The organism is Allokutzneria albata, from assembly GCF_900103775.1.
GTDB lineage: Bacteria > Actinomycetota > Actinomycetes > Mycobacteriales > Pseudonocardiaceae > Allokutzneria > Allokutzneria albata.
The window spans coordinates 6,141,409-6,167,858 of record NZ_LT629701.1 but is presented as its reverse complement, the minus strand read 5'-3'; the positions used below and the strand labels follow the sequence as shown (position 1 = coordinate 6,167,858).

The following is a 26,450-nucleotide window of genomic DNA, read 5'->3' as shown; positions in this document are numbered from 1 at the left end:
ATTATATTTTGAGTTCTTACTTAATAACGAGGACGGACTGAGATGCGTAAACTGATCATGGCGCGGCGGTCACTGCTCGCGCTCGCCGTCGCGGCGACGGCCGCGGCCACCCTCACGCCGGTGGCTTCCGCGAGCCCGCACGGACTACCGGAAGTCATCACCGCGAAGGCGCAGGACCTGTTCCCCGAAGGCATCGCCTGGGACCCGCTGCGCAGGTCCTTCCTGGTGACGTCGATCAGCGAGGGCACGATCTCGGTGGTCCGGCCGGACGGCCGCGTGCGCCCGTTCGCCGCCCACCCGCGAATGGTGCAGACGTTCGGCGTGCACGTGGACGCGGTGCGCAACCGGGTGCTCGTGGCCTACGGGGACATGGGCAGCGGTCGCCGCTCAACGCCGGAAACGACCTGGAAGTCTTCTGGCGTGGGCATTTTCAGCCTCTCGACCGGCAGACTGCTGCACCTCGTCGGCCTCGCGGTCGGACCGGGCAGGCACGCCGCGAACGACCTCGCGATCGACCGCGCGGGCAACGCCTACGTCACCGACCCTGCCTCGGACACGCTCTACCGGATCGACCCGCAGGGACGGCCCGCGGTGCTGGTCCGTGACCCGAAGCTGGGCGCAACGGGTATCGGGATGAACGGAATCGTCTGGCACCCCGAGGGCTTCCTGCTCTCGACCCGCTACGACACCGGCGCACTGCTGCGCATTCCGCTCGACGACCCGCGGCGCATCACCGAGGTTCGCCTCGACCGGCCGCTGGCCGGTGGTGACGGGCTCGACCTGCGCCAGGACGGCACCCTCGCGGTGGTGACGAATGCCTTTGGCGGCAACGGAAAAGTCGCTGTGAGCGTGCTCGAGGCCGATCGTGACTGGACCGCGGCGCGCGCCGTGCACCGGGTCGAACCGTGGGCGGACTCGCAGCCCACCACCATCGCGCGAACGCCGCACGGGAGCTACGTGCTCGACGGGCGCATGGGTGTTTGGCTTGAGGGGCAAGGCAAAGCGGAGAGCTTCACCCTGCGCAGGCTGTGATCAGGGCGCGTCGAACAGGGCGCTGACCGACTCCCCGTTGTGGATCCGGCGCATCGCCTCGGCCAGCGCGGGCGCGATCGAGAGGATCTTCAGCTTCGGTCCGCGTTCGTCGGCGGCGATCGGAACGGTGTTGGTGCAGACGATCTCCAGCACGTCCGGCTGGTCCCCGATCCGTTTGAGCGCACCGCTGGAGAACAACCCGTGCGTGCAGGCGACCCGGATCGACCTGGCGCCCAGCTCGCGCAGGCGGTCGAGCAGTTCGAGCACCGTGCTGCCCTTGGCGATCTCGTCGTCGAGCACGATGATGTCGCGCCCGGCCACCTCGCCGATCACCGAGCTGATCTGCACCTTGTCGTCGGCGAACCGCTGCTTCGCGCCCGCGGCCACGCCGACGCCGAGCAGGCGGGCGAAGTGCGCGGCCTCCTTGGCGTTGCCGAGGTCCGGCGACACCACGGTGGTGTTGGACAGGTCGTACTGGCGGAAGTGCGCGGCCAGCTCGCGCAGCGCGTGCAGGTGGTCGACCGGAACGCTGAAGAACCCGTGCACCTGCGGTGAGTGCAGGGTCATCGCCAGCACCCGATCGGCCCCCGCCGCGACGAGCAGGTCCGCGACGAGACGGCCGCCGATGGAGATCCGGGGCGCGTCCTTCTTGTCCGAGCGGGCGTAGGAGTAGTGCGGCATGACCACGGTGATCCGCCCGGCCGAGGCGCCACGGGCGGCATCGGTCATCAGCAGCAGCTCGACCAGGTTCTCCTGCACCGGGCGGACGAGCGGCTGGATCAGGAACACGTCCCGCTCGCGGCAGTTGGCCTGGAGCTGGACCTCGATGCAGTCGTTGGCGAAGCGCTGGGTCCGCACCGGGTGCAGCGGGACCTCGAGGTGCGCGCAGATCTCCTCGGCCAACCGCCGGTGTGCACTACCGCTGAAGACCGCGATGTCCCGCACGGACCGCTCCCTGTTCGACGACTGGGCAGGCGGACCGATCCTAGCGGTGATCAGCCCACCTTTCGGCTCGTCATGCCGTCGGCCGTGGGGTCCACACCCCAGCTGAAGATCTTCTCCGGGTGGATCCTGATCAGCTCGGCGCTCATCCCGGCGGGCGTGTTCTCCTGGCCGGACAAGGCTTCCGCGCGACCGCGGATCTCGATCCCGCGCACCCGCCACGGCTTGAACGAGGCGACGTCGTCGACGACGAGCGCGGCCCGGCCGGTGGCCAGCACGTTGCGGAACTTGCGCGTGGCGCCCATGTTGTAGCCGCCGATGTCGATCGTGCCGGTCTCGGCGTTGTACCGGAAGCCGACCGGGTTGTTCTGCACCGCTCCGTGCGCGTCGACGGTCGCGAGCCGCCCGAGGACCTGCTCGGCGAGGTAGCGGAGTTCGTGCTCGGTGAACGTCATGCCTTCAGCGAACAACCTGAACTGGGGTTGAGGTCAAGTTACAGTGGGGCCGTGAACCAAGTGCCGCTCCGAACACCCGAGCTCACCGTCGGCCAGCTGGCCGAGCGCAGCGGGGTCGCCGTCTCGGCCCTGCACTTCTACGAGCGCAAGGGGCTGATCCGCAGTCGCCGCACGTCCGGCAACCAGCGCAGGTACAGCCGCGACACCCTGCGCCGGGTCGCCTTCATCCGGGTCTCGCAGCGCGTGGGGATGCCGCTGGAGGTCATCCGCGAGGCGCTGGCGTCGCTGCCGGACGAGCGCACGCCGACACCGGAGGACTGGGCGCACCTGTCCGCGGAGTGGCGCTCCGAGCTGGACACGCGGATCGAGCAGCTGGTGCAGCTGCGCGACAACCTCAGCGACTGCATTGGCTGCGGCTGCCTCTCGCTGAAGACCTGCCACCTGTCCAACCCGCGCGACGTGCTCGGCGAGCAGGGGCCCGGACCGCGTCGGCTTCTCCCGGAAACGTTGCGCAGCAGGGAAAAGAATTCGTCCACTGTGGACTCATGCGCGGCGGTCTGCGAGTAGCAGCGTCCCGGCCATCAGCAGCGCGACCACCCCGCCGAGCGTCATGACGGTGGTGGTGGACGTGGCGTCCACGACAACGCCGCCGAGCAGCGCCCCGGTGGAGAGCGTCGCCTGGAACGAGGACGTGAACAGCACGGTGGCGGCCTCCGGGGCGTTCGGCGCGGCCGCCGCGAACCACTTCTGGGAACAGGCGGGAACTGCTCCGTAGGCGAGTCCCCAGATGACCAGCAGGGCGAGCGCGCCGATTTCCGAACTCCCGGCGACGGGAAGGGCCAACGTCGCGATCGCGATCATGAAGCCGCTGATGGCGAACACGTGGCGCGACATTCCGGAAAGGAAGTTCCCGGCAACTCCGGCGATCCCGTACGTGAGCAGGAAGAGCGTGACCGAGTCCGTCCTCGTCACTTCCTGAAGAAACGGCGTGACATAGGTGTAGGTCGCGAAGTGCGCCGTCACGATCAACGCGGTCACCGCGAGCCCGATTCGAATGTCCCGGCGGCGCAGGAGTTCGCGGAGCACGTCGAGGCGCGTCACCCGGATCGCGGGCAGGGGCGGCATCCACCACGACAAGGCGGCGAGCACGGCGAGCGTCAGCAGTCCCATCACCACGAAGGCGCTTCGCCAGCCCGCCACCTGCCCGACGAACGTACCTGCGGGAACACCGAGAACCGAGCCGAGCGGGACGGCGGAGAAGATCACCGAGGTCGCCCTGCCGACGGCCTCCTCCGGCACGAGGCGCGCGGCCAGCCCGGAACCGATCGACCAGAAACCGCCGATCACCAATCCCACCAGGACTCGGGAGAACAACATCACCCAGTAGTTCGGCGCGACGGCTGCCAGGAAATCCGCGATCGCGAGCACGAGCATCAAGGCGCACAACATCGTCCGCCGGTCGAGGCGCCCGGTCGCCACGGTGAGAGCAGGCGCGGAAATGGCGGCGAGAATTCCGGGCAGGGTCATCATCAGGCCCGCGACGCCTTCGGAGATCTCGAAGCTCGAACCGATCGAGGTGAGCAGTCCGATCGGCAGGATCTCGGTGGTGACAATGGAGAAGATCCCCATCATCACCGAGAGGACGGCAGGCCAGTTCCGGGTGAGTGTCGCGGTGGGCATGGAATACACCTCACCAGCCGAACACTCCCCTGTCTGGCGGCTTTGCGACAGCTCCGCGGGTCAGGCCGCCGCGATCAGACCGAGCACGTCGTCGGTCGGACGCACGTCGCCGAACGTCCGGTAGACGGTGTGCAGTGCGGCGTTGTGGTCCTGGTCCCGCCGGGCCGCGTTCGCGTCGGCGACCATGATCACCCGGTACCCCAGGGTTTTCGCGTCCCGCGCCGACGACTCGCAGCACACGTTGGTGACCGTTCCGGTGATCAGCACTGTGTCGATTCCGCGCTGCTCCAACAACTCCGGCAGCGCGCAGCGACCAGGGAAGAACGCGCTAGCGGCCGACTTCTCCGTGAACAGGTCGTCGTCGTGCGGTGCGAAGCCCGACCACAAGCGCTCCGGCAGCGGCCCCGTGCCGCCGGAGGCCCGGAACACCTCAGCCACCTCCGGGCCGTAGAACTCGTCGTCCAACGCGGTGCGCTCGGTCACCGCCGGGAGGACCCACGCCACCGTGCCGCCCGCGCCGCGAAGGGCGTCGGCGATGCGGTTGATGTTGGGCACGATGCTGCGGCAGTAAGGGTTCTCCGCCACGAAGAACGGCACCATGTCGACCACCACCAACGCCGTGCGCGCAGGCGTGAGGTGGGTGAAGGCGAACCTCCTGCCCCGGCGTTGCTCGTGCCGCGCGTACTCACGCGGCTCGATGAACCACTCGTGCATGTGCTGTTCCCGTGTCAGAGGTCGCGTCAGTGCCGTGACGGCGCCGCGTCAGCGCGGCTGGCGATCGTAGTCGCCGTAACCAGTTGACGGCACGCAAGGGGAAACACGATGAGCAGCGGCTTCTCGAAGGCAGGTCTGAGCAGGGTGCACGACGTGCTGGCACGGCACGTCGACTCCGGCAAGATCCCGGGGGTCGTGGCCCTGATCAGCCGGGGCGGTGAGACGCACGTCGAGGCGATCGGCACGACCCGGCACGACGGTGGCGCGCCGATGAGCCGGGACACGATCTTCCGGATGGCGTCGACGTCCAAGCCGGTCACGATGGCGGCCGCGGCGGTCCTGCTCGACGAGTGCCGGCTGCGGCTGGACGACCTGGTCGACCCGTGGCTGCCCGAGCTCGCGAACCGCCGGGTGCTGAAGCGGATCGACGGCCCGCTGGACGACACCGAGCCCGCGCGCCGGCCGATCACCGTGCGGGACGTGCTGACCTCCACCTTCGGCCTGGGCATCGATCGGACGGCGCTCGGTGCCCCGATCATGAACGCGATCTTCGAGCAGGGGCTCACGCCCGATCTGCCGGTGCCGATGCCCGAGCAGGACGAGTGGGTGCGCCGCCTCGGCACGCTCCCGCTGATGCACCAGCCGGGAGAGCGCTGGCAGTACCACATCAGCAACGACCTGCTCGGCGTGCTCGTCGCCAGGGTCACCGGCCAGTCGTTCGAGGCGTTCCTGCGCGAGCGCGTCTTCGCCCCGCTGGGGATGGACGACACCGGTTTCCACGTGCCCGCGGACAAGATGGACCGGTTCCCGCCCCTCTACGCCCCGGATCCGCAGACCGGCGAGTTCCACGTGTGGGACCCGGCCGAAGGCGGACGCCACAGCGCGCCCCCGGCGTTCCAGGGCGGAGGCGGCGGGCTCGTCTCCACCGCCGACGACTACCACGCCTACTTCCGGATGCTGCTCGACCACGGCAAGCGCGGGAACGAGAGGATCCTGTCCCGGCCCGTTGTCGAGCTGATGACCACCAACCGCCTCACGCCGGAGCAGAACGCCGCCCGCAACGCCATGGCCACCGAGAACGTCCACGTGTCGTTCGGCCAGGGACAGCACGGCGGCTGGGGCATGGGCATGGCGGTGCGCACCTACCGCGGTGACTACGCGCCCGTCGGCCAGTTCGGCTGGGACGGCGGAAGCGGCACCTCCACCTACGCCGACCCGGTCAACCAGCTCACCGGAATCGTGCTCACCCAGGTCGGGATGACCGTCCCGGACTCGGCGCGCCTCATCCACGACTTCTGGACCACGGTCTACCAGGCGCTGGAGGACTGACCTCAGCTCTGGGCGAGGTCGGTGAAGCGGCTGTAGTGCAGCTGGTGCGCGACGGTGATGGTGCTGGTGGGCCCCGCGCGGTGCTTGGCGATGATCAGATCCGCCTCGCCCGCGCGGGGATCGTCGCGTTCCCACGCGTCGGGGCGGTTGATCAGGATGACCATGTCCGCGTCCTGCTCCAGCGATCCGGACTCGCGGAGGTCGGAGAGCATGGGCCGCTTGTCGGTGCGCTGTTCCGGACCGCGGTTCAGCTGGCTGATCGCGATCACGGGCACCTCGAGCTCCTTCGCCAGCAGCTTGAGCTGCCGGGAGAACTCACTGACCTCCTGCTGCCGGGACTCGACGCGCTTGCCCGAGGACATCAGCTGCATGTAGTCCAGCACCACGAGCTTGAGGTCGTTGCGCTGCTTGAGCCGCCGCGCCTTCGCCCGGATCTCCATCATGGTCATGTTCGGCGAGTCGTCGATGAACAGCGGCGCCTCGCTGATCTCGCTCATCCGCCTGGCCAGCCGGGTCCAGTCGTCGTCGGTCATCCGGCCGCCGCGCATGTCGCCGAGGCGGATGCGGGCCTCGGCGGAGAGCATGCGCATGACGATCTCGGTGCGGCTCATCTCCAGCGAGAAGATGACGCTGGTCATGCCGTGCTTGATCGAGCACGAGCGGGCGAAGTCCAGCCCGAGCGTGGAGTTGTGCGTCGGGATCATCGCGCGGCCTGCCAGGTACAGGTGGTCGGCCGCGTCGACCTCGACGCAGCGCACCGGCACGCTCGGGATCGGGCGCACGTCCACGATCGCCCGCACACCGCGCCTGGCGCGCCGGAGCTCCTTGTGCGCCAAGTGTTTCCGCTCAATCCGGAACACGTCGTCGTCGGTGCTGAACACGACGTCCTCGCCCGGCGCGCAGTCGTAGCCCAGGCTCTGCACCAGTTCCCGCGCGTCCCCGCCCAGCGGCAGGCGCACCGCGCCGTTGTCGTCGACCGAACCCGCGACGTCGAGCATGCCCGCGAGGACCGCGCGGCGCTGGGCCTCGGAGGAACGCAGGTACGGCACCGAGAGGTCCGGCTCGAAGCCCTCGGCCTCCACGTACATGGTGATCTCGGGATCGGAGCTGCCCCCGGCGAGCACGACGCCCAGCGCGTACGGAGCGCGCAGCCCGGGGGACTCCGGAAGCTCCAACGCGGCCGCGTTGACCACGGAGCTGACCACGCCCCGGCGCATCGAGTCCGCGATCTCCGCGGTGGTCCGCACCCCGGCGCCGATCGCCCACTGGTGCTCGGCGTCCGCGACGATCACCGTGCCGTCGCCGAACTCGACCTCGAAGCACGGGCGCCCGGTCAGCACCTCGGTGGCCGCGACCACCCTGGTCGGCCTGCCGTCGGCGCCGATCAGCGCGTCGCCGACCGCGACGTCGCCCATCGTGGTCCAGCCGGAGGGGGTGGGCAGCGGGGTGTCCAGCGCGAGCGCCTTGCCGACACCCGGCCGGGCCGCGACGATGATCATCTGGCCCGCGTGCAGCCCGTTGGTCAGCGCGTCCAGGTCGACGAAGCCGGTGGGGATGCCCAGCGCGACGCCGCCGCGCGAGGCGATCGCGTCGATCTCGTCCATGGTCGGCTGGAGCAGTTCCTCCAGCGCCACGTAGTCCTCGGTGGTGTTGCGGTCGGTGACCTCGTAGATCGCCTGCTGCGCGCGGTCGACGACCTCGTCCAGCTCACCGCCCTCGGCACCGTGGTAGCCGAGGTGCACGATGCGCGTGCCCGCCTCGATCAGCCTGCGCAGCACCGCCTTCTCCGAGACGATCTCCGCGTAGTAGCTGGCGTTCGCCGCGGTCGGCACGGTGGCGATCAGGGTGTGCAGGTACGGCGCGCCGCCCACCCGCATCAGCTCGCCGCGCTTCTCCAGCTCGGCCGAGACGGTGATCGCGTCGGCGGGTTCACCCCGCCCGTACAGGTCGAGGATGCAGTCGTAGATCGCCTGGTGCGCGGGGCGGTAGAAGTCGTCCGGGCGCACGACCTCGACCACGTCGGCGACGGCGTCCTTGGACAGCAGCATGCCGCCGAGCACGGACTGTTCGGCGGCGAGGTCCTGGGGAGGTTGACGTTCGAAGGGACTGCCGGACGGCGGTCCTCCGCGGTCGTCGGCCAGTGCCACCGGATGCCTCCTCCTGTGGACAGAGCTGTGGACAAGCTGGGGATGGCCTGTGCACACCCGGCCACAGCTGCGGTCGCCCCCTGGGGATTACTTGGGGACAACTTCTCCACCGTTCGGGAAACGCCCAGGTCAACCCCTGTGGAGCGAATGTGGAAAACAAAGCGTCGCTGGTGAGACGGCGATCACACGTGCCCAGGCACGTTGTCCACTGCCACGGTACTGGTCGGAGCGCGGCGCTGGTTCCGCCGCAGTGCGACAGTGCCGCCCGCCGATGATCACTGGCGGGCGGCACTCGCGGCGTTACTCGCTGGCGGTCACCTGGAGGTTGACCGAGGCGGTGACGTTCGGGTGCAGCCGGACGGACACCGAGTGCTTGCCGGTCGTCTTGATGTGACCGGACAGCTCGACGGCGCGCTTGTCCAGCAGCGGGCCACCGGCGGCCTTGACCGCGGCGACGATGTCGTTCGCGGTGACCGAGCCGAACAGCTTCTTCGAGCCGGCCGCGGCGCGGCCCTTGTACTCGACGGCGCCGAGGCCCTCGAGCTTGGCCTTGACCTCCTTGGCGTGGTCCAGGTCGCGGATGCGGCGACCCTCCTGAGCACGCTGGATGGTCTTGACCTGGCGCTCCGCGCCCTTGGTGGCCAGGATGGCCAGCCCACGCGGGAGCAGGTAGTTGCGGCCGTAGCCGTCCTTGACCTCGACGATGTCGCCGGGACCGCCGAGGCCACTCACGTCAGCGGTGAGGATGAGCTTCATCTGACTCTCTCCTTGGCCGGGTCAGCGGGCGGTCGAGGTGTACGGCAGCAGCGCCATCTCGCGGGCGTTCTTCACCGCGGTGGCGACGTCGCGCTGGTGCTGGCTGCAGTTACCGGTGACGCGACGGGCACGGATCTTGCCGCGGTCGGAGATGAACTTCCGCAGCAGCGTCGTGTCCTTGTAGTCGATCAGGGCGACGTTGCCCTTCTTCTTGTCCTTGCAGAAGGCGCAGACCTTCTTCTTCGGCTTGCGCACAGGCGGCTTGGCCATGTGTGTGGTCCTCACAAGATGTGGTTCAGGTTTCAGTCTGGACGTGCGGTGCCGGACCCGAGGTCAGCGAGATCAGAACGGGGGCTCGTCGCTGTAGCCGCCACCGGCGGGCGCGGCGGGCGCGGAGCCCCACGGGTCGTCGGCCGGAGCGCCGCCGCCGTAGCCGCCGCCTCCCTGGCCGCCACCACCGCCGCCGCCTCCGCGGCTCACCCGGTTGACCTTCGCCGTGGCGTAGCGCAGCGAGGGGCCGACTTCCTCGACCTCAAGCTCGTAGACCGTGCGCTTCTCGCCCTCGCGCGTGTCGTAAGACCGCTGCTTGAGGCGTCCCTGCACGACAACGCGCATGCCGCGGGTCAGCGACTCGGCCACGTTCTCGGCGGCCTGTCGCCAGATGCTGCACCGCAGGAACAGCGCTTCCCCGTCCTTCCACTCGCCGGACTGGCGGTCGAAGGTCCGCGGGGTCGATGCCACGGTGAAGCTGGCAACGGCCGCGCCGGACTGGGTGAAGCGGAGTTCGGGGTCGGCGGTCAGGTTTCCGACCACCGTGATCGTCGTCTCGCCAGCCATGGTGTCGAGATCTCCGTCCCTGGACTAGGACTACTTCGCGGACTCGCGGCGCAGGACCTTGGTCCGCAGGACCGAGTCCTGCAGCGACAGCTGGCGGTCGAGCTCCTTGACCGCAGCGGTCTCGCAGTTGATGTCGAGGACGGCGTAGATGCCCTCGGCCTGCTTCTTGATCTCGAAGGAGAGACGACGGCGGCCCCAGACGTCGACCTTCTCCACGTTGCCGCCGGAGTTGCGGATCACGTTGAGGAAGGTGTCGAGGGTCGGAGCGACGGTGCGCTCGTCGAGGTTCGGGTCGAGAATGACCATCATCTCGTAGTGACGCATGAAGACCACTCACCTCCTGTGGGCTTAGTGGCCACGGCGGTTCCGTGGCAGGAGGGTCGTCGCGTCAGCAACCCGAGGAGCCTAACAAGCGCCCCCGACAGAGTTGTAATCGGCCGGGTGTGCCCCGGCCCACCCCGCCTCAGGCGGGGAGCCTGCGCAGCGCCCAGGTCCGGACCAGGGCCGCCGTCACGCAGGACAGCGCCAGCGCCGCGAGCAGCACCGGGCCCGCGACGCGGCCGGACTGACCGGAGGGCAGGGCGGATGCCTGGCCCGCCGAGCGCACGCCGTCCTCGTCGGCCGACCCGCCGAGCCGCCCGAAGACCGGGTCGTAGCCGGGGACGTTCTGGCCGTAGCGCAGTCCCGGTGCGAGCGCGCCGAGCCCGCCGGGCAACGCCACCGGCAGGTTCGAGTAGTCGTAGAGCGGCACCCTGCCGAAGTCGTACCAGCCGGTCGGCGGCCACAGGGGCAGCTGGAAGTCCGGCAGCCCACCGGCGCCGGGGCCGGGCGTCACGCCGGGCTGCAGCTGCGGGGGCGGGCTCTGCTGGCCGGGACCGGGCTGCTGGCCCGGCTGCTGCCCGGGGTTCGGCTTGGGCGGCTGCTCGGGGGCCGGGGTCGATCCCCCGCCGCCGGTGAGCCGCTGCGAGGCGTCCGCGATCGCGCCGGTGCCCTCCTGGACCGGCTTGGTCGCCGCGTTGACCACCTGCGTGGTCACCCCGCAGCCCGCGGTCAGCGTCGTGCGCACCCCGTCGAGGATCGCCCCGAGCACGGGCCCGAGCAGCGGGATGTCGTCGATCTTGTTGATGACGGCGCTCGCGATGTGCCCGCCGCTGATGTAGCCGCCGGAGCCGGTGGGGACGGCGCCGATCGGGATCGGCGGCAGCCGCCGGATCGCCTTGTCCGCCTCGCCCGCGATCGGCGGGCCGAGCAGCGGCACCGCGCGCACCAGGTTCACCACCGGGGCGGCGATCGCGCCGGGGTTGAGCGAGACCGGCTGGCCCGGCGTGCCCATGACGGTGGCCTTGCAGTCGCCGACCACGATCGGTTCGGCGGCAGCGGATGCGGATGCGGCGAGCCCGGTGCTCATGGCGCCGCCGAGGACGACGGCCACCACGGAGATCCGCAGAGCCTGCTGCAGGCGCATGGCCACCCCTCCGGTGCGTACCGATCGGTAACGTCACCAAGTCCAACGACGGAGGACGGCGAAGGTGACGCCGTCACTGGGGAGATCTTCCCGGCTGCGGCCTTGTTACCCGGGCACGGGCCGGAGTACCCGTTCGGCCTACTACCCTCGTGTTCATGCGCATTGGGGCCCATGTCGGCGCCGAGGACCCGTTGTCCACCGCACAGCGGCTCGGTGCAGAGGTCGTCCAGTTCTTCCTGTCCGACCCGCAGAGCTGGGCCGCTCCGGTCCCGCACCCGCAGGGCGAACAGCTCCGGGAGGCCGATGTCGAGGTCTTCGTGCACTCGCCGTACGTCATCAACGTGGCGTCGCTGAACAACCGCATCCGGATCCCGTCCCGCAAGTCCGTGGCGCAGCAGGCCAAGGCGGCGGCCGCGATCGGCGCCTCCGGGCTCGTGGTGCACGGCGGCCACGTGACCAAGGGCGAGGACCCGGAGGCCGGGCTCGCCAACTGGCGCAAGCTCTTCGAGCGCCAGGCCGAGGCGGGCGGCTTCGCGGTGCCGATCCTGATCGAGAACACCGCGGGCGGCGACAACGCCATGGCCCGCCGCTTCGACATGCTGGCGCGGCTGTGGGACGCGGTCGGCGAGTTCGGCGCGGGCTTCTGCCTGGACACCTGCCACGCCTTCGCGGCGGGCGAGGAACTGCCGGGGATCGTCGAGCGGGTGAAGGGCATTACCGGGCGAATCGACCTGGTGCACCTGAACAACTCGCGGGACGCTTTCAACTCGGCACGGGACCGGCACGCCAACATCGGTTCCGGAACGATCGAGCCGGAACTGCTCGTCGCCGTCTGCGACGCGGCGGGAGCGCCGATCGTGTTGGAGACCCCGGGCGACGGCCAGGCGGCGGACATCGAATTCCTCCGGGCGAACGTGAAGCGCTGAGGCGAAAAGCACAAAGCACAAAGAAAGGCCCCGAACCCGGACGAGCGGATTCGGGGCCTTTCTTCGAATTGGTCTAGCCCAATCGCTGCTTCAGCGCGGCCAGTTCGTCGCGGAGCAGGCTCGGCACCTTGTCGCCGATCTTGTCGAACCACTCCTCGATCAGCGGGATCTCCGCGCGCCACTCGTCGGCGTCCACCGCGAGGGCCTTGTCCACGTCCGCCGGGTCCACGTCCAGGCCGGACAGGTCCAGCGCCTCGGCGGTGGGCACGTGGCCGATCGCGGTCTCGTTCGCCGCGGCCTTGCCCTCGATGCGCTCGATGACCCACTTCAGCACGCGCGAGTTCTCGCCGAACCCGGGCCACAGGAAGCCGCCGTCGGCGTCACGGCGGAACCAGTTCACGTAGAAGACCTTGGGCATCTTCGCCGCGTCGGCGCGCTTGCCCATGTCGATCCAGTGCTGGAAGTAGTCACCGGCGTGGTAGCCGATGAACGGCAGCATGGCCATCGGGTCGCGGCGCACGACGCCGACCTGACCGGTGGCGGCCGCGGTGGTCTCACTGGACAGGGTGGCGCCCATGAACACGCCGTGCTGCCAGTCGCGCGACTCGGTGACCAGCGGGATCGTCGTCTTGCGGCGCCCGCCGAAGAGGATCGCCGAGATCGGCACGCCCTTCGGGTCCTCCCACTCCGGGGCGGTGATCGGGCACTGGTCGATCGGGGTGCAGTAGCGGGAGTTCGGGTGCGAGGTCAGCTCCTCGTCGCCCGGCTTCCAGTCCTTCTTCTTCCAGGTGGTCAGGTGCGCGGGCGGCTCGCCCATGCCCTCCCACCAGATGTCGCCGTCGTCGGTCAGCGCGACGTTGGTGAACAGGCTGTTGCCCTTGGCGATGGTGCGCATCGCGTTGGGGTTGGTCTTCCAGTCGGTGCCGGGCGCGACGCCGAAGAAGCCGTTCTCCGGGTTCACCGCGTACAGGCGGCCGTCCTCGCCGAAGCGCATCCAGGCGATGTCATCGCCCAGGGTCTCGACCTTCCAGCCCGGGATGGTCGGCTCCAGCATCGCCAGGTTGGTCTTGCCGCAGGCCGACGGGAACGCGGCGGCGACGTAGTGGACCTTGTTCTCCGGCGAGGTCAGTTTGAGCACCAGCATGTGCTCGGCCATCCAGCCCTCGTTGCGGCCGATCGCCGAGGCGATGCGCAGCGAGTAGCACTTCTTGCCGAGCAGGGCGTTGCCGCCGTAGCCGGAGCCGAAGCTCCAGATCATCCGCTCCTCGGGGAAGTGGCTGATGTACTTGGTGTCGTTGCACGGCCACGGCACGTCCTGCTGGCCCGGCTCCAGCGGGGCGCCGATGGAGTGCAGGCAGGGCACGAAGTCCGCGTCCTCGCCGAAGCGGGCGAGCGCCTTGCTGCCCATCCTGGTCATGATCTTCATCGACACCACGACGTACTCGGAGTCGGTGATCTCCACGCCCAGCATCGGCTTCTCCGCGGTCAGCGGGCCCATGCAGAACGGGATGACGTACATGGTGCGACCGCGCATGCAGCCCCGGTAGAGCTCAGTCATGATCGACTTCATCTCGGCGGGCGGCATCCAGTTGTTCGTCGGACCCGAGTCGGCCTCGTCCACCGAGCAGATGAACGTGCGCTCCTCGACCCTGGCCACGTCCGACGGGTCCGACGCGCACCAGAAGGAGTTCGGCTTCTGCTTCAGCGGCACGAAGGTGCCCGCGCGGACCAGCTGCTCGGTCATGCGCTGCCATTCCTCGTCCGAACCGTCGCACCAGACGACCCGCTCGGGCGTGGTGAGCTCGGCGACTTCCCGCACCCAGGACAGCAGGCGCGGGTGGTTGGTCGGGGCCTGGTCGAGACCGGGAACAGCCAGTGCGGTCATCGCGCTCGTCTCCTAGCTGGGCGGGTGCCCGTCACTTCAACGCCGGGGCCGGGGTAGCCGGGCGAATTGAGAAAAAGCTGCGCCACGCCCCGAGGAGGGACGTGGAAGAAAAAGGGATGCCTGTGAGGCTAGCGGTACCCACCAACGGCAAGCCCCATGCCTGTTGTCGCTTCCCTCACATAACCGATCAGGGAATCGATTCAGCCCCGAATGGGCGCCGGTAAACGGGTGACGGTCAAATGTGCTCGGTCACATTGGGGGGCGATGTTGGTCACGTGTGATCCGCACCGAAAGGCACTTCTCGTTGCGCCTGCCAACAAAAAGCCCCGCCCTCCCTGATCGGGACGGCGGGGCGGTGTCGCGAGGACCACTACTTCCAGCGCGGCTCCTGCGGGGAGGGCGCGTTCGGCGGGAGCCCGGTGTCGCCGATCCACTGCCCGCTCTTCGGGTCCACCTTGATGGTCTTGTTCTCCGACGGCCGCTCGACCGGCTCGGCCTCCTCGTTCAGGCCCCAGCCGCTGTCGGAGGACTCGGCCTCCTCGGCGGTGGTCGCCGTCTGCACCTCGCCGTCGCCGACCGCGCCGAGCTTCTCCTGGTCGACCACGACCCAGTCGCCGCCCTTGGTGTTCTCCTTCACGATCACCTGGCCGTCCTTGGTGATCGTGGTGGAGAGCTCGGCGTCGCCGTCGGCGTCGGTGTCGGCGTAGATCACGGAGTTGCCCTGGGCGTCGGTCACCGTGACGGTGTCGCCCTTGCCGTCGTTGTTGGTGTCCACGAGCTGGCCCTCGACCCGGTGGTCACCGTCCGGTCCGTGCACGACCATGCCCGAGCCCGCGCCGTAGAGGCCCTGCCGCTCGTCGGGCAGGCGGCCGCCGCCCTTCTGGTCGGAGACCCACTCGCCGGTCGCGCCGTCGAACTTGGCGCTGCCGACGACGTCGCCCTTCTCGTTCAGGGTGCGCATCAGGTCGGCGCGGCCGTCGTTGTCGGTGTCGGTGAAGCTGAGGTAGCCGTCATCGGTGGACACCATCGCCGTGTCCTCGATGCCGTCGTTGTTCAGGTCGCTGGTGGCTTCGGCGGTGTACTCGTCGCCGTCGACGCTGACCTTGATGTCGCCGTCGGTCCCACCGGTCTCCTCGATGTACACCGGGAATCCCCCCATCCAAGCTCGCGTGTTGACTGCGGATGAGACTCAAGGTAGGCCGCCTCGGTTCCCACGAAAAGCGCGGGACCTTCCGCTCACCCTGATGGGAGTGTTCCAGGATGCCCGCAGAGCCCGGACGCAGCAGGTTGCACGTGGTGCTCCCGCGCCCGACGCAGCCCATCGACCCGGCGTTGCGCCACCCGCGCCCCGAGGACGTCCCGGAGCTCGGCGACCTCGCGCTGCGCGCCTACCGGGGCACCCCGGACGACGGTGACGTCGGGAGCACCCCGCAGGAGGCGGCACAGGAGATGGGGCGGGTCTTCGACGGGACCTACGGGCCGCCCATCCTCGACGCCTCCTACGTCGCCGCGCACGAGGGCCGTCTCGTGGCCGGTGCGCTGGTGACGTGGTGGAAGGACGGGCCGCTGCTCGCCTACCTCTTCACCGCGCCGGAGCACGCCGGCACGGGACTGGGCAGCCGGTTGGTCAACGCGGTGATGGCGGCGCTCGGCGAGCTCGGGCACACCTCGCTGAACCTGGCCGTCACCGAGCACAACCGAGCCGCCCGCCGGTTGTACGAGCGGCTCGGTTTCGTTGCCGTCTAAGGCATCTGCTGCCGGTGGTGCTGGCGGATCAGCCCGAGCAGCTGCTCGCACCGCTGCAGCGCCCCGGTGGTGTCGGAGAGGCGGCGGTTGACCGTCTGCAGCTGGCGCCCGCGCTCGGCGGCGTCCAGACGCAGCGCCTTGTCCACCTCGCGCAGCTCCTCGTCGATCGCGTTGACCCGCTTGAGCAGGGCGTCGTCCAGCGCGAGGGTGAGCTGCTGCTCGGCCTCGATGAGCTGTTCGGAGACCAGCTGGTCCATGGTGGACCGCCCGTCGGCGATCGCTTCGGTGATCCACTGCTTGAAGTACTGCTTGTCCGCGGCGTGCTTGCGGGTGCGGGCCATCCACCAGCCCGCGCCGAGGCCGATCGCGATGGTCGCGGGCAGCACGATGGCGCTGCTGAGCGCGACGCCGACCCCGGCGAGCGGCATCATCGCCACGGCCCGGCCGAGGCCGAGACCGCCGGAGACGCCCATGAACACCAGCAGCTTGTCCTCGGCGGTCGGCGGACGGCGCTCCGGCGGGCGCAGCACCACCGGCGGCTGACCGGCGCGGGCGAACTGGGAGCGGATGACAGCCAGCTCCTCCGGTGAGAACAGCTCGCTGAGCGCCGTGGTCGCCACGCGGTCCAGCCGCTGGCTGAGCATCAGGCTGATCCGGCCCGAGACCATTTGCAGCGCCGCGTCGACCTGGGCGGGCAGGTTGGCCAGCGCCTCGCGGTCGGCGACGTCGGTCTGGCGGCGGAACCACGACGAGACGTCGCGCATCTGCCTGCTGACCTCGTGGCCGCACTCGACCCTGGTGCGCTGGATGTCACCGCGCAGCTTCAGCTGCCAGCCGCGGGTGGACGACCGGCGCTCGGTGTTCAGCTCGTCGCGGCGGGCCCGCAGCGTGTCCGCCTCGTCCTCGCCCGTGCTCAGCGCGCGTTGTTCGGCCTGCAGCTTCGCCTGCGCCGCGGCGAGCGCGGTGACCGAGGCCCGCAGCGCGTTGGCCTCGCCGAGCATCGCGGCGCTGCCGACGACGACGCGCTGGAGCGCGCTCTGCAGGGTGGCGATCCCCGACTGCTCGCGCAGCATGGTCGCGGCCTGCTCGTTGGGCGCGTTGCCCGCGAACTCGAACAGCCGCGAGGACACGGGGTAGAAGTCGGTGTCGGCGAAGCGGGGCGCGTGTTCGAGCAGCAGCTGGCGGTTGGCTTCGAGCACCTGGCGCCAGCCGCGGTGCTGGTCGGTCTTGGTGAGCGCGAACAGGACGGTCTCGACGCGCTCGCCGACCTCCTGCAGGAAGCGGAGCTCACCCGCGGTCAGCGGTGCGGAGGAGTCGACGACGAAGAGCAGGGCGGTCGCGTTCGCGGCGGCCTCGGCGGCCAGTTCGCCGTGCATCGAGTCCAGTCCGCCGACCCCCGGAGTGTCCACAATGGACATGAAGCGGAGCACCGGGATCGGCGCCTCGATCTCCACGTAGCGCGGCGGGAGCTGGCCCTCGGGCAGTTCCGCCTGCGCGGAGACCCAGTGGTGCAGTTCGTCGATGGGGAACTCCACCGGCGGGACCTGGCCCGCGTAGCACGCGCGTCCGGCCCACTCGGGCCCCTGCTTGATCACCAGGTAGGTCGCGGTCGCCACGTCGGCGTCCACCGGGGACACGCTGCGCATCGCCAGCAGCGCGTTGACCAGCGAGCTCTTCCCGCGGTTGGTCTCGCCGACGACCACGACGGAGGGGACCTCCTGCGCGGCCTCGCGGGTGGAGCGAACCCAGTCCGCGGCGTCCGGGTCGGACTCGCGGAGCAGGTCGATGACTCGTTCCAGGGTCTGCCCGACGAGCTTGGGCAGGGGCACACCGGTCGTGCTCACGCTTCGCTGGCTCCGCTTCGCCTGGTGTAGACGGTGACGATCGGCGGCCGCAGCCACCGGCCGTTGTCGGTGAAGCCGACGACCTCGGTCTCGGCGACGAGGCCGTCGAGGTTCGGGTCGTCGGTCGGCAGGGTGCCGCCCGCCTCGTGGTGCGCCGGGTCGAACCGTTCGCCGTCGGGTCTGACCGCGACCACGCCGACCTCGGCCAGTCCCTCCTCGATCCGGTCCGCGACGCCCGCGCTGCGCGCGCGGTCGAGTGCGTAGAGACAGAGCTGGACCAGCTTGCGGCGCTCGACGTCCTCGGCGGTGTCGAGAACGGCGTTGTCCGGGTTCACCACAGACCCCATGTCGGTCTCTGACGAGCCGGTACCGCTTTCGGTTCCTTCCGGACCGGACATACTTCTCAGCCTCCCTCGCGGACCTGCTGCCACAGCAGGAAGTACGCGCGGTGCACCACGTGCGCCACCCGGCTCTGCCCCGGTGTGGCGCCGAAGGACGCGAACGAGCGCCACCAGCCCGCCCGCTCCAGCGCGTAGGCCTCCAGCTCGTGCCTCGGTCGTCCCCGCAGCCCCAGCTGGGCGTCCACCCCGCCGCCGCTGCCGACCCTGATGACCTCCTCGGTCAGGTCCACCGGCATGTCGACGGCGCCGGAGGCGACCAGGGTGAGCGCCTCCAGCAGTCGCAGCTGGTGCGCCTCGGGCTTGGCCAGCAGCACTTCGATCGCGTCGTGCACGCGTTGCCGTTCGCCCGCGTCCCCGCTGGCCTGCGCGAGCGCGGTCACCGACGCGAGCGCGGCGGCGGCCTTGATCCCGTCCGACCGGGCGCGGAACACCGCGTCGAGCCGCCCGCGCACGGCCGCCAGCCCGGAGGAGTCCAGCAGTGTGCGGCGCAGCGCTCCCGCGGTGATCGCCGGCTCCGCGTCGATGGCGTGCAGCGCGACCGCGATCCCGTGCAGGTCGAGGTGCTCCAGCAGCCGGGTGCGCACGGACGGGGAGACGGGGCAGTCCCACGCGACGAACAGGTCGGCCGACATCAGCATGGTCATCCTGCTGGCCTCGTCCAGCGCGGCGAGCTGGCGCAGCGCGTCGGCGTCGGCCGAGGTGAACCCGCCGGTCTCGGCCGTCTCGGCGAGCAGGCCGATCACCGGCAGCACGTCGGCGACCCGCGGTTTGAGGCTCTGCGCCTGCTTCTCCGCGAGCAGCGTCGCCGCCTTCCAGACGTCGCCCCCGGACCCGTCGACGGAGTCGGCGACGATCGTGTCCGCCTTGTTCAGCACGGCGATCGCGTTGACCGGCCCGGCCTCCCGGCTCGCGGTCGCCGCGGTGAAGGCGGCCAGCGCCTGCTGGTCGTCGGCCCGCACGCCCTGGGTCACCACGTAGAGCACGGCCTCGGCGCCCGCGACGGCGTTGCGCGAGACCGGGTCCAGGTCGTCGGAGCTCTCGGCGGCCTCCGGCTCGGCCTCGGCCGCCGCGCCCAGCAGCTGTTCGGTGCGGGCCACCGACGCGGCGTCCAGCGAGCCGAGTCCCGGTGTGTCGATCACGGTGAGGTCGCGCAGCACGGCGTTGGTGAGGTAGGCCTCCAGGTGCGAGACCGTGCTGATGTCCACGCCCAGCTCGGACGGGATGGTGCCGCCGCTGTCGAAGGGCAGCACCTGCTTGCGGCCGTCGGTGAAGACCACCTCGACGCGGTCGACCGTCCCGTACTGGAACCGGGTCACCAGCCGGGTGCACTCGCCCACGTCGGTCGGCGCGACCCGGCGCCCGATCAGGGCGTTGACCAGCGTCGACTTACCCGACTTGATCCGTCCGGCCACCGCGACCTGCAGTGGCGCGTTCAGCCTGCGCAGCACCTCGCGGAACCCGGCCGCGGTGCGCGGTCCGACCTGCGGCTGCAACCGCTGGCAGAGGTTGGCCACGGCCGCGGACAGCGGTCCTGGCCAGTGCGGCTCGCTCCCGGTCACCAGTTCACCCCCACTACGAGCGAACTGCATCGTGCCATGATCGCCGACCCGGTGAACTCCGGGCGAATCACTAGAAGGTCACGGCGAGCTGTGAATCGCCCGAGGTGGGCGCGGGCGGCGCAAATGTCAGACCTCGGGCGGACGCAGCGCCGTATTCAACTACCTAACCTCACCAGCGTGCGGCGGCTCAGTCTGTGGTTGCGTACCCACCCCCTGGTGGGCGACACGATCATGGTCGCGTTCCTCATCCTGCTGGACGTCCTGTCCTGGGGGATGTTCAACGTGCCCCCGGAGAACTACTACTCGGTGGGCGCCCTGCTGCTCTGCCCGCTGATCATCCGCCGCCGCCAGCCGGTGTTCGCCGCATCGATCATCGCCTTCGGCGCGCTGCTGCGGATCTTCACCCACCCCGACGACCTCTCGCTGCCGCGCGTGGCCGAGTTCGGCATCTTCATCGCGCTCTACACGCTCGTGCTCCTCGGCAACCGCCGGGTGGCCGTTGCGTACCTGCTGTTCTCCCTGGCCCAGAGCGCGCTGCTGATCAGCCGCGCCTACTACGAGAACCCGGACAACGAGACCGCGATCGAATGGCTGCTGATCAACGTCTTCTGGTCGGTCGCGCTGCCCGCGTTCTGCTGGCTGCTCGGGGAGTTCGTCGCGGCCAGGCGGGCCTACCACGCCGAGGTGGAGCAGCGGCTGCGCATGCTGGAGCTGGAGCGCGACCAGCAGACCAAGATCGCCGTGGCCCAGGAGCGCACCCGGATCGCGCGCGAGCTGCACGACGTGGTCGCGCACGCGGTGAGCGTGATCATCGTGCAGGCCGACGGCGCCAGCTTCGTGATCAAGGAGCAGCCCGCGGTCGCCGAGCGCTCGCTGCGCACCATCGCCAGCACCGGCAGGCAGGCGCTGAACGAGCTGCGCAGGCTGCTGGGCGTGCTGCGGGCCGAGGACGAGAACCCGGAGATGGTGCCCCAGCCCAACGCCGGGCAGCTGACCGAGCTGGTGGACAAGGTGCGCTCGGTCGGGCTGCCGATCGAGCTGGAGCTCACCGGGAACCTGGACGAGCTGCCGAGTGGCGTCGGCCTCGGCATCTACCGGATCGTCCAGGAGGCGCTGACCAACATCCTCAAGCACGCCGGGCCGGGGGCCATGGCCACGGTGCGGGTGGACCGGCGCGAGGACTCGGTGACCGTGCAGGTGCTCGACGACGGTTTCGGCACCCCCGGCGACCTGGTCACCGGCGGCAACGGGCTGATCGGCATGCGCGAGCGCGCCGCCGTCTACGGCGGGACGCTGGACGCGGGCCCGCGCCCGGGCGGCGGCTGGCAGGTCAACGCGCTGCTGCCGCTCAGCGTTCGGCCAACCGGACCGAACCCGGTGCGCTGATCCGCGCCCTGCCGGAATTGTCCTACTCAAACTCCTACTCGCTCCGACTGCCACGAGGGGGCGCGGCGTTCTAAGCTCGCCTTCGTGATTCGCGTGATGCTGGTGGACGACCAAGAGCTCATGCGGATGGGTTTCCGCATGGTGCTCGACGCGCAGGAGGACCTGGAGGTCATCGGCGAGGCGGGTGACGGCGACGCCGCCGTGCGGCTGGCCGCGAAGCTCCAGCCCGACGTGGTGCTGATGGATGTCCGGATGCCCCTGCTCGACGGGGTCGAGGCGACGAAGCGGATCACCGGGGACGGCAGCTCGAAGGTGCTCGTGATGACCACCTTCGACCTGGACGAGTACGTGCTCGCCGCGCTGCGCAACGGTGCGAGCGGCTTCCTGCTCAAGGACACCCCGCCCGCCGACCTCGTCTCCGCGCTGCGCGCGGTGGCCAGCGGGGACGCGGTGGTCTCCCCCAGCGTCACCCGCCGCCTGCTCGAACGCTTCCTCGGTTCGCCGGAGTCGGGCCAGCTGCGCGACGCCGCCGTGCTGGAGGTGCTGACCGAGCGGGAGCGCGAGGTCCTGGTCCTGGTGGCCAAGGGCATGTCCAACGCGGAGATCGCCAAGACGCTGTTCCTGTCCGAGGCCACGGTGAAGACCCACGTCGGCCGCATCCTGTCGAAGCTGGACCTGCGGGACCGCGTGCAGGCCGTGGTGCTCGCCTACGAGACCGGGCTCGTGCGGCCCGGCGACGCCTGATCTACGCCGCGTAGGCCCACGCGTCGATCACCGCGCTGATGTCCTTGCGCAGCAAGGAGATCAGCTTGCCGCTCGGCTGCACCGACCACTGGATGGCGGTGCCGTTGCCCAGCGCGTGGAGGATGCGCCCCGCGCTCTCCGGTTCCGGTGCGCCCGGCAGTCCCGCGGCGGCGGCGAGCGCGGCCAGCTCCGCCTGAACGGTGCTGAAGTGCTTGTCCAGCGCGACCCGCAGCGCGGGGTCGGCGAGGTCCGACGCGAGCTGGGCCAGGTCGTTGGCCGCGGTCTCCGGGTCGTCGAGGTCGGCGAACGCGGCGACCGCCCCGGCGCGGAGCGCTTCGACGGGGTCGGTGTGCTTCGCGGCCGCGGCGCGCACCGCCCGCACGGCCTGCTCGGTGCCGGGCGTGAACAGCGCCAGCAGCAGGCCGTGCTTGGAACCGAACCGCTGGGCGAAGGTGCCGACCGAGACGCCCGCCTCCTTGGCCACGTCGGCCAGCGTGAAGGCCGGTCCCCTCCGCTTGATGGTCCGTCCGGTGGCGTCCAGCAGCTGCTCGTCGGTGATCGTCCGTGGTCGGGGCACGAAGTTATTGAATCACCATTCACTCATCGCGTGGTCAGTCGGCGACGTTGCGGGCGCCGATGACCTTGTCGACGCGCACCCGGACGAGGAGTTCGCCGGGCACCGCGTTGCGCTTGCCGTACTGCGCGGCGAGGTCCTCGCCCATGTACCGCGCGGCGATGCGCGTTCCCCAGTGCAGCATGGTGTCCGGGTCCTCGCTCACGCTCGCCGTGCCGAAGACCGTGACGAAGTCGAACGGCGGCCGCTCGTCGTCGAAGCAGATCGCGATCCGGCCGTCCCTGATGATCGCCTTGCCCTTCACGGTGTCCTTGCCGGTCATGAAGACCAGCTCGTCCCCGTCCACGTCGACCCACACCGGCACGACGTGCGGGGAGCCGTCCTTGCGCACCACGGCGAGCTTGCCGGTCCGCGCGGGCAGCGCACCGACGAACTCCTTCCACCAGCCCTCATCCGGCTTCGTGTATCCCATCCGCCGAGCCTAGGGCGAATGCCGTACTCCTTCGAGCTGAGGCAAATGCCAGACCCCAGGCGGACGCGCTGGGCACGAACAGCCGCGATGGTGGAGCCTGACGCACGCGGTGGGCCGTTCGGCGGGCACACCGCTGCCGAGGTCCGGGCTGCCTTCGGGGGCCGGCCCGGCCCTCGGCCGGCGGCGCCGTCACGGATCGGGCCGCACCACCAGCACGGGGCACTTCGCGCAGCGCACGCACTGGTCGGCGATCGGGCCGGGCGAGCGTCCGCCGCTGTGGCTGACCACCAGCAGTTCCGCCTTCTCCGACAGCGCGATCAGCGCCTCCGGCGAGCGCATGTGCACCACGTGCACGTTGATCTCCAGGTTCTGGTTCTCCCCGAGCTGCTCCCGCGCGAGCTTGTCCGTGACCTTGGCGAGCCACTGCTCGTACTCCTCGATGGCGGGCACCGCCCCCGGAGGGCAGTCGGGTGGGCGCGGCGCGGTGCGCAGCGACCACTCGCGGACCACGTGCAGCGCGCAGTCCCGTCGGTTGGCTTCCTCGATGGCCGTGCGCAGTGCACGGGCGGACTTCAGCCCGTCGACTCCGACCACGACGCCACCGATGATCTCCGGTAGTTCCACCGTGCGAGTTCCCATCGACCAAGAAAAGACCAGACCCGAAGTGTTGTCGAGACCACACGCGGGTTGCGCTGAACGTGTAGATCGCGTCAAGACCTCGTGAAGGACCGCACAAGCTCGTGACATTGCTTCGAGACCGGATTCTTATGGAGCTGAGCTGCACAAACAGCTCGGCCGGCGCTATGGCGGAGCGGTGTTTGCCGGTCCGGATACGCCGGATGAGCGAAGGCGAAAGTGATCGCCGCACGGTAGTTTCGAGAACACAGCGCGATCGTCAGCGACGGGTTGTCACGCAGTCGCGGATTGCGCCGACCCGGTGCCCGATCCGCACCGGGCCACCCACGAGAGCGGCACCACGACGGCCGGCAACGGTGCCGCGTCGAGGTCACGCAGAAGAACCGGTGCATCCATGACCGAACCGCTTCTGAACGCGCACGACGCAGTCCGCACCGCACGCACCGCCCTGCCGGAGCAGCGCCGCATGGTGATCGGCAGACAGCCGCCGTCCGGTCTTTCCGGTATGCGGGTCTCCTCGGTGCTGAGCCTGGAGTGGTCCATGTCGCTGTCCCGCAGCGGGGCGGCGGAACTCTCCCGCAGCCCGGCCGACAGCCGCCGGGCGTGGATCCACCGCGCTCCCGAGCGCCAGGTGCTCACTCTCTACCGCGAGGTGGTCGCGGTGTCCCCGGACGCCCCCGCCCCGTGGTGGCTGCGGGCGGTGCACCGCGGCGACCTGCTGCACCGCGAGGCCGGGTTCACGCTGGAGGACGGGGTGCACGAGCTGCTCTCCGCCCGCCCGGGCTGGGCCTACGTTCCCTGGGTGAACGAGGGCGAGGACGGCTACTGGGAGTACGAGCCCTCCGACAGCGGCGTCTACCAACCGATCACGGTGCGGCTCACCGACCGGCACCGCGGGTGGGTGGACGTGCTGCCGGCCCAGCCGTGCGCCAACGACAGCGTCGAGCCGGTCGCGCTCGCGGGCCCGTTCGACCTGCGTGCGCGGATCTCGGAGTTCGAGAGCTGGTAGGCCGCCCGGTACGGTCGTGCGCGTGCGCGAGCTCTCGGTCGACTTCGGCACGTCCAACACGGTCGCCGCGGTGCGGACCGCGCCCGGCCTGCCGCCACGGCTGCTCTCGGTCGACGGCTGGCCGGTGCTGCCGTCCGCGGTCTGGCTGGCCCCGGACGGCGCGCTGGTGGTGGGCCGCGACGCCGAGCGGCAGGCCCGGCTGGACCCGAGTCGCTACGAGCCGAACCCGAAGCGCCGCATCGACGACGTCGAGGTGCTGCTCGGCGACCGGGTGATCCCCGTCGTCGAGCTGATCGCCGCGGTGCTGCGCCGGGTGGCCGACGAGGCGCGCAGGCAACTCGGCGGGGAACCGGACCGGGTCGTGCTGACCCATCCCGCGGACTGGCGGCTGATCCGCTGCAACACGCTGCGCGCTGCCGCGCGGGCGGCGGGCTGGTCGGTTCCGGTGCAGCTGCTGGCCGAGCCGGTCGCCGCGGCGGCGCACTTCGCCGAGAACGGGGCGGTCGTCCAGCCGGGGCAGGCGCTGGTGGTCTACGACCTCGGCGGTGGCACCACCGACACCGCCGTGGTGCAACGGGTCGGTGAGAACGACTGGCAGGTGCTCGCCGAGGCTGGGCTCTCCGACGTCGGCGGGACCGACTTCGACCAGGCGCTTGCCGAGCACGTGCGCGCGGTGGCGGACCGCGACCATCCACTGTGGACAGAAATTCGGCGGCCGGGCACCGCGGCGGCCCGCAGGGCGGCGCGCACCCTCGCCGACGACATCCGGGCGGGCAAGGAGGCGCTGTCGCGTTACCCGCAGACCGACATCCCGCTGCCCGATCCGCTGCCGGACGCGCACGTCACCCGCGCCGAGCTGGAGGCACTGGTGCGGCCGGGGATCGAGCGCACCGTGTCGATGCTCAGCGGCACCATCGCCTCCTCCGGCCTCGACCGCTCCCGCTTCGCGGGGATCTACCTGGTCGGCGGCGGAACGCGGATGCCCTTGGTGGCGCAGGTGATCAGCGAACGGCTCGGCGTGCTGCCGGTGGCGGTGGAGTCGCCGGAGAGCACGGTCGTCGTCGGCGCGCTGTCCATCCCGCCGATGCAGGACGCGACCGACCCGCAGGAGCGCTACCCGCACCAGCCGGGGCACCCCGGCTACCAGGGGCACCAGGCGCAGCCGCTGCCGCCGGCCCATCCGCTCACCCCGCCGGCCCCGGTCCCGGCGATGAGCATGAGCATGCCCCCGCCCGGCCAGTCCACGATCCCGCGGCGCAACCGCGGCAAGCTGATCGGCATCGGGATGGGCGTGCTCGGCCTCGGCGCCCTCGCCGTCGTGGCCGTGCTGATGATCGTCAACGGCAGCCGGGGCAACCTGCCGAGCGGTGTGGCGGGCTCCAGCACGCCCGGCGCCCCGATTCCCCCGGCTCCGCCCTCGTCCTCGTCGGAGGTCGCCCCGGGCGGGGACAAGAACGCGCCCTTCGGCAGCGACGCCGAACTGCGGGCGTTCGCGGGCAAGGCGGTCGACCGCGCCCAGAGCTGCAAGAAGTACTCCTCCCCCGCCGTCGACCTGGTGCTCAGGGCGCGCACCCAGGTGCAGTGCGAGTACAAGGTGGAGGGGCAGGGCCAGCCGCTGACCGCGAGCTTCTTCGCCACCGACACCGCGGGCTCGTGCGCGACCTTCGCCGGCAGCTTCGCGATCGCGGCCCAGGCGGGCGGCCAGGGCCAGTGGTCCGGGGGCGGGCGTTCCGGGACCTGGCACGACTACACCGTGGCGGCCGTGCAGGCGTCCACGACCATCTACCAGGACTCCGGCGGGAAGCTGTGCGGCGTCGTCGAATCGCAGGAAGGTGCCGGGGTGCCCGTCGAGGTCGTGCACCGGTTCTGGGAGACGCAGGTCAAACCCGGCGTCTGAGCTGCGCAGGGGAA

27 protein-coding genes are annotated in these 26,450 nt (G+C 70.4%); 9 read left to right on the top strand and 18 right to left on the bottom strand.

The features are described from left to right. The first annotated feature begins 42 nt into the window (after positions 1-42). Complete coding sequence (locus BLT28_RS28075) at positions 43-1,032, top strand: SMP-30/gluconolactonase/LRE family protein (protein ID WP_197683904.1); 990 nt, start codon at positions 43-45, stop codon at positions 1,030-1,032. Here BLT28_RS28075 and BLT28_RS28070 read toward each other — a convergent pair whose 3' ends face one another. Beyond that, on the bottom strand, positions 1,033-1,977 hold the full coding sequence (locus BLT28_RS28070) for a ribose-phosphate diphosphokinase (protein ID WP_030427825.1): 945 nt from the start codon (positions 1,975-1,977) through the stop codon (positions 1,033-1,035). Between the two features lie 50 nt (positions 1,978-2,027). Continuing rightward, positions 2,028-2,429 carry a PPOX class F420-dependent oxidoreductase gene (locus BLT28_RS28065; RefSeq protein WP_043810551.1) on the bottom strand — a complete coding sequence of 134 codons (402 nt, stop codon included), beginning with the start codon at positions 2,427-2,429 and terminating at the stop codon, positions 2,028-2,030. Positions 2,430-2,480: 51 nt separating this feature from the next. Between BLT28_RS28065 and soxR the strand changes: the two genes are divergently transcribed. Further along, positions 2,481-2,996: a redox-sensitive transcriptional activator SoxR gene (gene soxR / locus BLT28_RS28060; protein ID WP_030427823.1), complete on the top strand. Its 516-nt coding sequence runs from the start codon at positions 2,481-2,483 to the stop codon at positions 2,994-2,996. Here soxR and BLT28_RS28055 read toward each other — a convergent pair. Both BLT28_RS28055 and BLT28_RS28050 read right to left on the bottom strand, forming a co-directional pair. Then, complete coding sequence (locus BLT28_RS28055) at positions 2,973-4,109, bottom strand: MFS transporter (RefSeq protein ID WP_030427822.1); 1,137 nt, start codon at positions 4,107-4,109, stop codon at positions 2,973-2,975. The two genes, soxR and BLT28_RS28055, sit on opposite strands and share 24 nt — an antisense overlap. 60 nt (positions 4,110-4,169) lie before the next feature. After that, entirely contained in the window at positions 4,170-4,823 is a 654-nt protein-coding gene (locus BLT28_RS28050; protein ID WP_030427821.1) for an isochorismatase family cysteine hydrolase, read from the bottom strand. Between the two features lie 108 nt (positions 4,824-4,931). Between BLT28_RS28050 and BLT28_RS28045 the strand changes: the two genes are divergently transcribed. After that, positions 4,932-6,152 (top strand): serine hydrolase domain-containing protein, encoded by a 1,221-nt coding sequence (locus BLT28_RS28045; protein ID WP_030427820.1) that lies wholly within the window; start codon positions 4,932-4,934, stop codon positions 6,150-6,152. Between the two features lie 2 nt (positions 6,153-6,154). On the opposite strand, the gene dnaB is transcribed toward BLT28_RS28045, so the two are convergent. The 6 genes from dnaB to BLT28_RS28015 form a co-directional block, all read right to left on the bottom strand. Then, positions 6,155-8,299 (bottom strand): replicative DNA helicase, encoded by a 2,145-nt coding sequence (gene dnaB / locus BLT28_RS28040; protein ID WP_030427819.1) that lies wholly within the window; start codon positions 8,297-8,299, stop codon positions 6,155-6,157. Between the two features lie 300 nt (positions 8,300-8,599). Next, the gene (gene rplI / locus BLT28_RS28035; protein ID WP_030427818.1) at positions 8,600-9,055 is read right to left on the bottom strand and encodes a 50S ribosomal protein L9; all 456 of its coding nucleotides are present in this window, start codon (positions 9,053-9,055) and stop codon (positions 8,600-8,602) included. Between the two features lie 21 nt (positions 9,056-9,076). After that, entirely contained in the window at positions 9,077-9,325 is a 249-nt protein-coding gene (rpsR, locus tag BLT28_RS28030; protein WP_030427817.1) for a 30S ribosomal protein S18, read from the bottom strand. 72 nt (positions 9,326-9,397) lie between these two features. After that, positions 9,398-9,892, bottom strand: coding sequence for a single-stranded DNA-binding protein (locus BLT28_RS28025; RefSeq protein ID WP_030427816.1), 495 nt, complete (start codon positions 9,890-9,892; stop codon positions 9,398-9,400). A 30-nt stretch (positions 9,893-9,922) separates the two neighbouring features. After that, positions 9,923-10,216 carry a 30S ribosomal protein S6 gene (gene rpsF / locus BLT28_RS28020; RefSeq protein ID WP_030427815.1) on the bottom strand — a complete coding sequence of 98 codons (294 nt, stop codon included), beginning with the start codon at positions 10,214-10,216 and terminating at the stop codon, positions 9,923-9,925. Positions 10,217-10,355: 139 nt separating this feature from the next. Beyond that, positions 10,356-11,357 (bottom strand): hypothetical protein, encoded by a 1,002-nt coding sequence (locus BLT28_RS28015; protein WP_030427814.1) that lies wholly within the window; start codon positions 11,355-11,357, stop codon positions 10,356-10,358. 155 nt (positions 11,358-11,512) lie between these two features. Between BLT28_RS28015 and BLT28_RS28010 the strand changes: the two genes are divergently transcribed. Beyond that, positions 11,513-12,283, top strand: coding sequence for a deoxyribonuclease IV (locus tag BLT28_RS28010; protein ID WP_030427813.1), 771 nt, complete (start codon positions 11,513-11,515; stop codon positions 12,281-12,283). Between the two features lie 73 nt (positions 12,284-12,356). On the opposite strand, the gene BLT28_RS28005 is transcribed toward BLT28_RS28010, so the two are convergent. Beyond that, complete coding sequence (locus BLT28_RS28005; protein WP_030427812.1) at positions 12,357-14,168, bottom strand: phosphoenolpyruvate carboxykinase (GTP); 1,812 nt, start codon at positions 14,166-14,168, stop codon at positions 12,357-12,359. A gap of 370 nt (positions 14,169-14,538) precedes the next feature. Beyond that, positions 14,539-15,312: a DUF6802 family protein gene (locus tag BLT28_RS28000; RefSeq protein WP_052406968.1), complete on the bottom strand. Its 774-nt coding sequence runs from the start codon at positions 15,310-15,312 to the stop codon at positions 14,539-14,541. 116 nt (positions 15,313-15,428) lie between these two features. On the opposite strand from BLT28_RS28000, the gene BLT28_RS27995 reads away from it, so the two are divergent. After that, positions 15,429-15,914: a GNAT family N-acetyltransferase gene (locus BLT28_RS27995; protein ID WP_081900076.1), complete on the top strand. Its 486-nt coding sequence runs from the start codon at positions 15,429-15,431 to the stop codon at positions 15,912-15,914. Here the strand turns inward: BLT28_RS27995 and BLT28_RS27990 are convergent. The 3 genes from BLT28_RS27990 to BLT28_RS27980 are packed head-to-tail and all read right to left on the bottom strand — an operon-like array spanning position 15,911 to position 19,718. Then, a complete protein-coding gene (locus tag BLT28_RS27990) occupies positions 15,911-17,758 on the bottom strand; it encodes a dynamin family protein (protein ID WP_052406967.1) in 1,848 nt (615 codons plus the stop codon). The two genes, BLT28_RS27995 and BLT28_RS27990, sit on opposite strands and share 4 nt — an antisense overlap. Continuing rightward, positions 17,755-18,156 (bottom strand): nucleotide exchange factor GrpE, encoded by a 402-nt coding sequence (locus BLT28_RS27985; RefSeq protein WP_030427808.1) that lies wholly within the window; start codon positions 18,154-18,156, stop codon positions 17,755-17,757. The genes BLT28_RS27990 and BLT28_RS27985 overlap by 4 nt, the downstream gene beginning before the upstream one ends. A gap of 5 nt (positions 18,157-18,161) precedes the next feature. Beyond that, complete coding sequence (locus BLT28_RS27980; protein WP_030427807.1) at positions 18,162-19,718, bottom strand: dynamin family protein; 1,557 nt, start codon at positions 19,716-19,718, stop codon at positions 18,162-18,164. A 177-nt stretch (positions 19,719-19,895) separates the two neighbouring features. On the opposite strand from BLT28_RS27980, the gene BLT28_RS27975 reads away from it, so the two are divergent. After that, positions 19,896-21,104, top strand: coding sequence for a sensor histidine kinase (locus tag BLT28_RS27975; RefSeq protein WP_231950462.1), 1,209 nt, complete (start codon positions 19,896-19,898; stop codon positions 21,102-21,104). 84 nt (positions 21,105-21,188) lie between these two features. Continuing rightward, complete coding sequence (locus BLT28_RS27970) at positions 21,189-21,848, top strand: response regulator (RefSeq protein WP_030427805.1); 660 nt, start codon at positions 21,189-21,191, stop codon at positions 21,846-21,848. 1 nt (position 21,849) lies between these two features. Here BLT28_RS27970 and BLT28_RS27965 read toward each other — a convergent pair whose 3' ends face one another. From BLT28_RS27965 to BLT28_RS27955, 3 genes are all read right to left on the bottom strand, one after another. Beyond that, on the bottom strand, positions 21,850-22,425 hold the full coding sequence (locus tag BLT28_RS27965; RefSeq protein ID WP_030427804.1) for a TetR/AcrR family transcriptional regulator: 576 nt from the start codon (positions 22,423-22,425) through the stop codon (positions 21,850-21,852). A 34-nt stretch (positions 22,426-22,459) separates the two neighbouring features. Then, positions 22,460-22,894, bottom strand: coding sequence for a PPOX class F420-dependent oxidoreductase (locus tag BLT28_RS27960; protein WP_030427803.1), 435 nt, complete (start codon positions 22,892-22,894; stop codon positions 22,460-22,462). Between the two features lie 189 nt (positions 22,895-23,083). Then, positions 23,084-23,533 (bottom strand): universal stress protein, encoded by a 450-nt coding sequence (locus BLT28_RS27955; protein ID WP_030427802.1) that lies wholly within the window; start codon positions 23,531-23,533, stop codon positions 23,084-23,086. A 391-nt stretch (positions 23,534-23,924) separates the two neighbouring features. Here BLT28_RS27955 and BLT28_RS27950 point away from each other — a divergent pair, with 391 nt between their 5' ends. Continuing rightward, positions 23,925-24,539, top strand: coding sequence for a hypothetical protein (locus BLT28_RS27950; protein ID WP_081900074.1), 615 nt, complete (start codon positions 23,925-23,927; stop codon positions 24,537-24,539). Positions 24,540-24,561: 22 nt separating this feature from the next. Next, positions 24,562-26,436, top strand: a complete 1,875-nt coding sequence (locus BLT28_RS27945) for an Hsp70 family protein (protein ID WP_162184800.1) — start codon at positions 24,562-24,564, stop codon at positions 26,434-26,436. Positions 26,437-26,450: the final 14 nt, after the last annotated feature.

Bases quoted from the DNA above. Each gene is read 5' to 3' on its own strand.
- BLT28_RS28075 (WP_197683904.1), top strand. From the start codon at position 43: ATGCGTAAACTGATCATGGCGCGGCGGTCACTGCTCGCGCTCGCCGTC.
- BLT28_RS28065 (WP_043810551.1), bottom strand. From the start codon at position 2,429: ATGACGTTCACCGAGCACGAACTCCGCTACCTCGCCGAGCAGGTCCTC.
- BLT28_RS28055 (WP_030427822.1), bottom strand. From the start codon at position 4,109: ATGCCCACCGCGACACTCACCCGGAACTGGCCTGCCGTCCTCTCGGTG.
- BLT28_RS28050 (WP_030427821.1), bottom strand. From the start codon at position 4,823: ATGCACGAGTGGTTCATCGAGCCGCGTGAGTACGCGCGGCACGAGCAA.
- BLT28_RS28045 (WP_030427820.1), top strand. From the start codon at position 4,932: ATGAGCAGCGGCTTCTCGAAGGCAGGTCTGAGCAGGGTGCACGACGTG.
- rplI (WP_030427818.1), bottom strand. From the start codon at position 9,055: ATGAAGCTCATCCTCACCGCTGACGTGAGTGGCCTCGGCGGTCCCGGC.
- rpsR (WP_030427817.1), bottom strand. From the start codon at position 9,325: ATGGCCAAGCCGCCTGTGCGCAAGCCGAAGAAGAAGGTCTGCGCCTTC.
- BLT28_RS28025 (WP_030427816.1), bottom strand. From the start codon at position 9,892: ATGGCTGGCGAGACGACGATCACGGTGGTCGGAAACCTGACCGCCGAC.
- rpsF (WP_030427815.1), bottom strand. From the start codon at position 10,216: ATGCGTCACTACGAGATGATGGTCATTCTCGACCCGAACCTCGACGAG.
- BLT28_RS28015 (WP_030427814.1), bottom strand. From the start codon at position 11,357: ATGCGCCTGCAGCAGGCTCTGCGGATCTCCGTGGTGGCCGTCGTCCTC.
- BLT28_RS28010 (WP_030427813.1), top strand. From the start codon at position 11,513: ATGCGCATTGGGGCCCATGTCGGCGCCGAGGACCCGTTGTCCACCGCA.
- BLT28_RS28005 (WP_030427812.1), bottom strand. From the start codon at position 14,168: ATGACCGCACTGGCTGTTCCCGGTCTCGACCAGGCCCCGACCAACCAC.
- BLT28_RS27995 (WP_081900076.1), top strand. From the start codon at position 15,429: ATGCCCGCAGAGCCCGGACGCAGCAGGTTGCACGTGGTGCTCCCGCGC.
- BLT28_RS27985 (WP_030427808.1), bottom strand. From the start codon at position 18,156: ATGTCCGGTCCGGAAGGAACCGAAAGCGGTACCGGCTCGTCAGAGACC.
- BLT28_RS27960 (WP_030427803.1), bottom strand. From the start codon at position 22,894: ATGGGATACACGAAGCCGGATGAGGGCTGGTGGAAGGAGTTCGTCGGT.
- BLT28_RS27955 (WP_030427802.1), bottom strand. From the start codon at position 23,533: ATGGGAACTCGCACGGTGGAACTACCGGAGATCATCGGTGGCGTCGTG.
- BLT28_RS27950 (WP_081900074.1), top strand. From the start codon at position 23,925: ATGACCGAACCGCTTCTGAACGCGCACGACGCAGTCCGCACCGCACGC.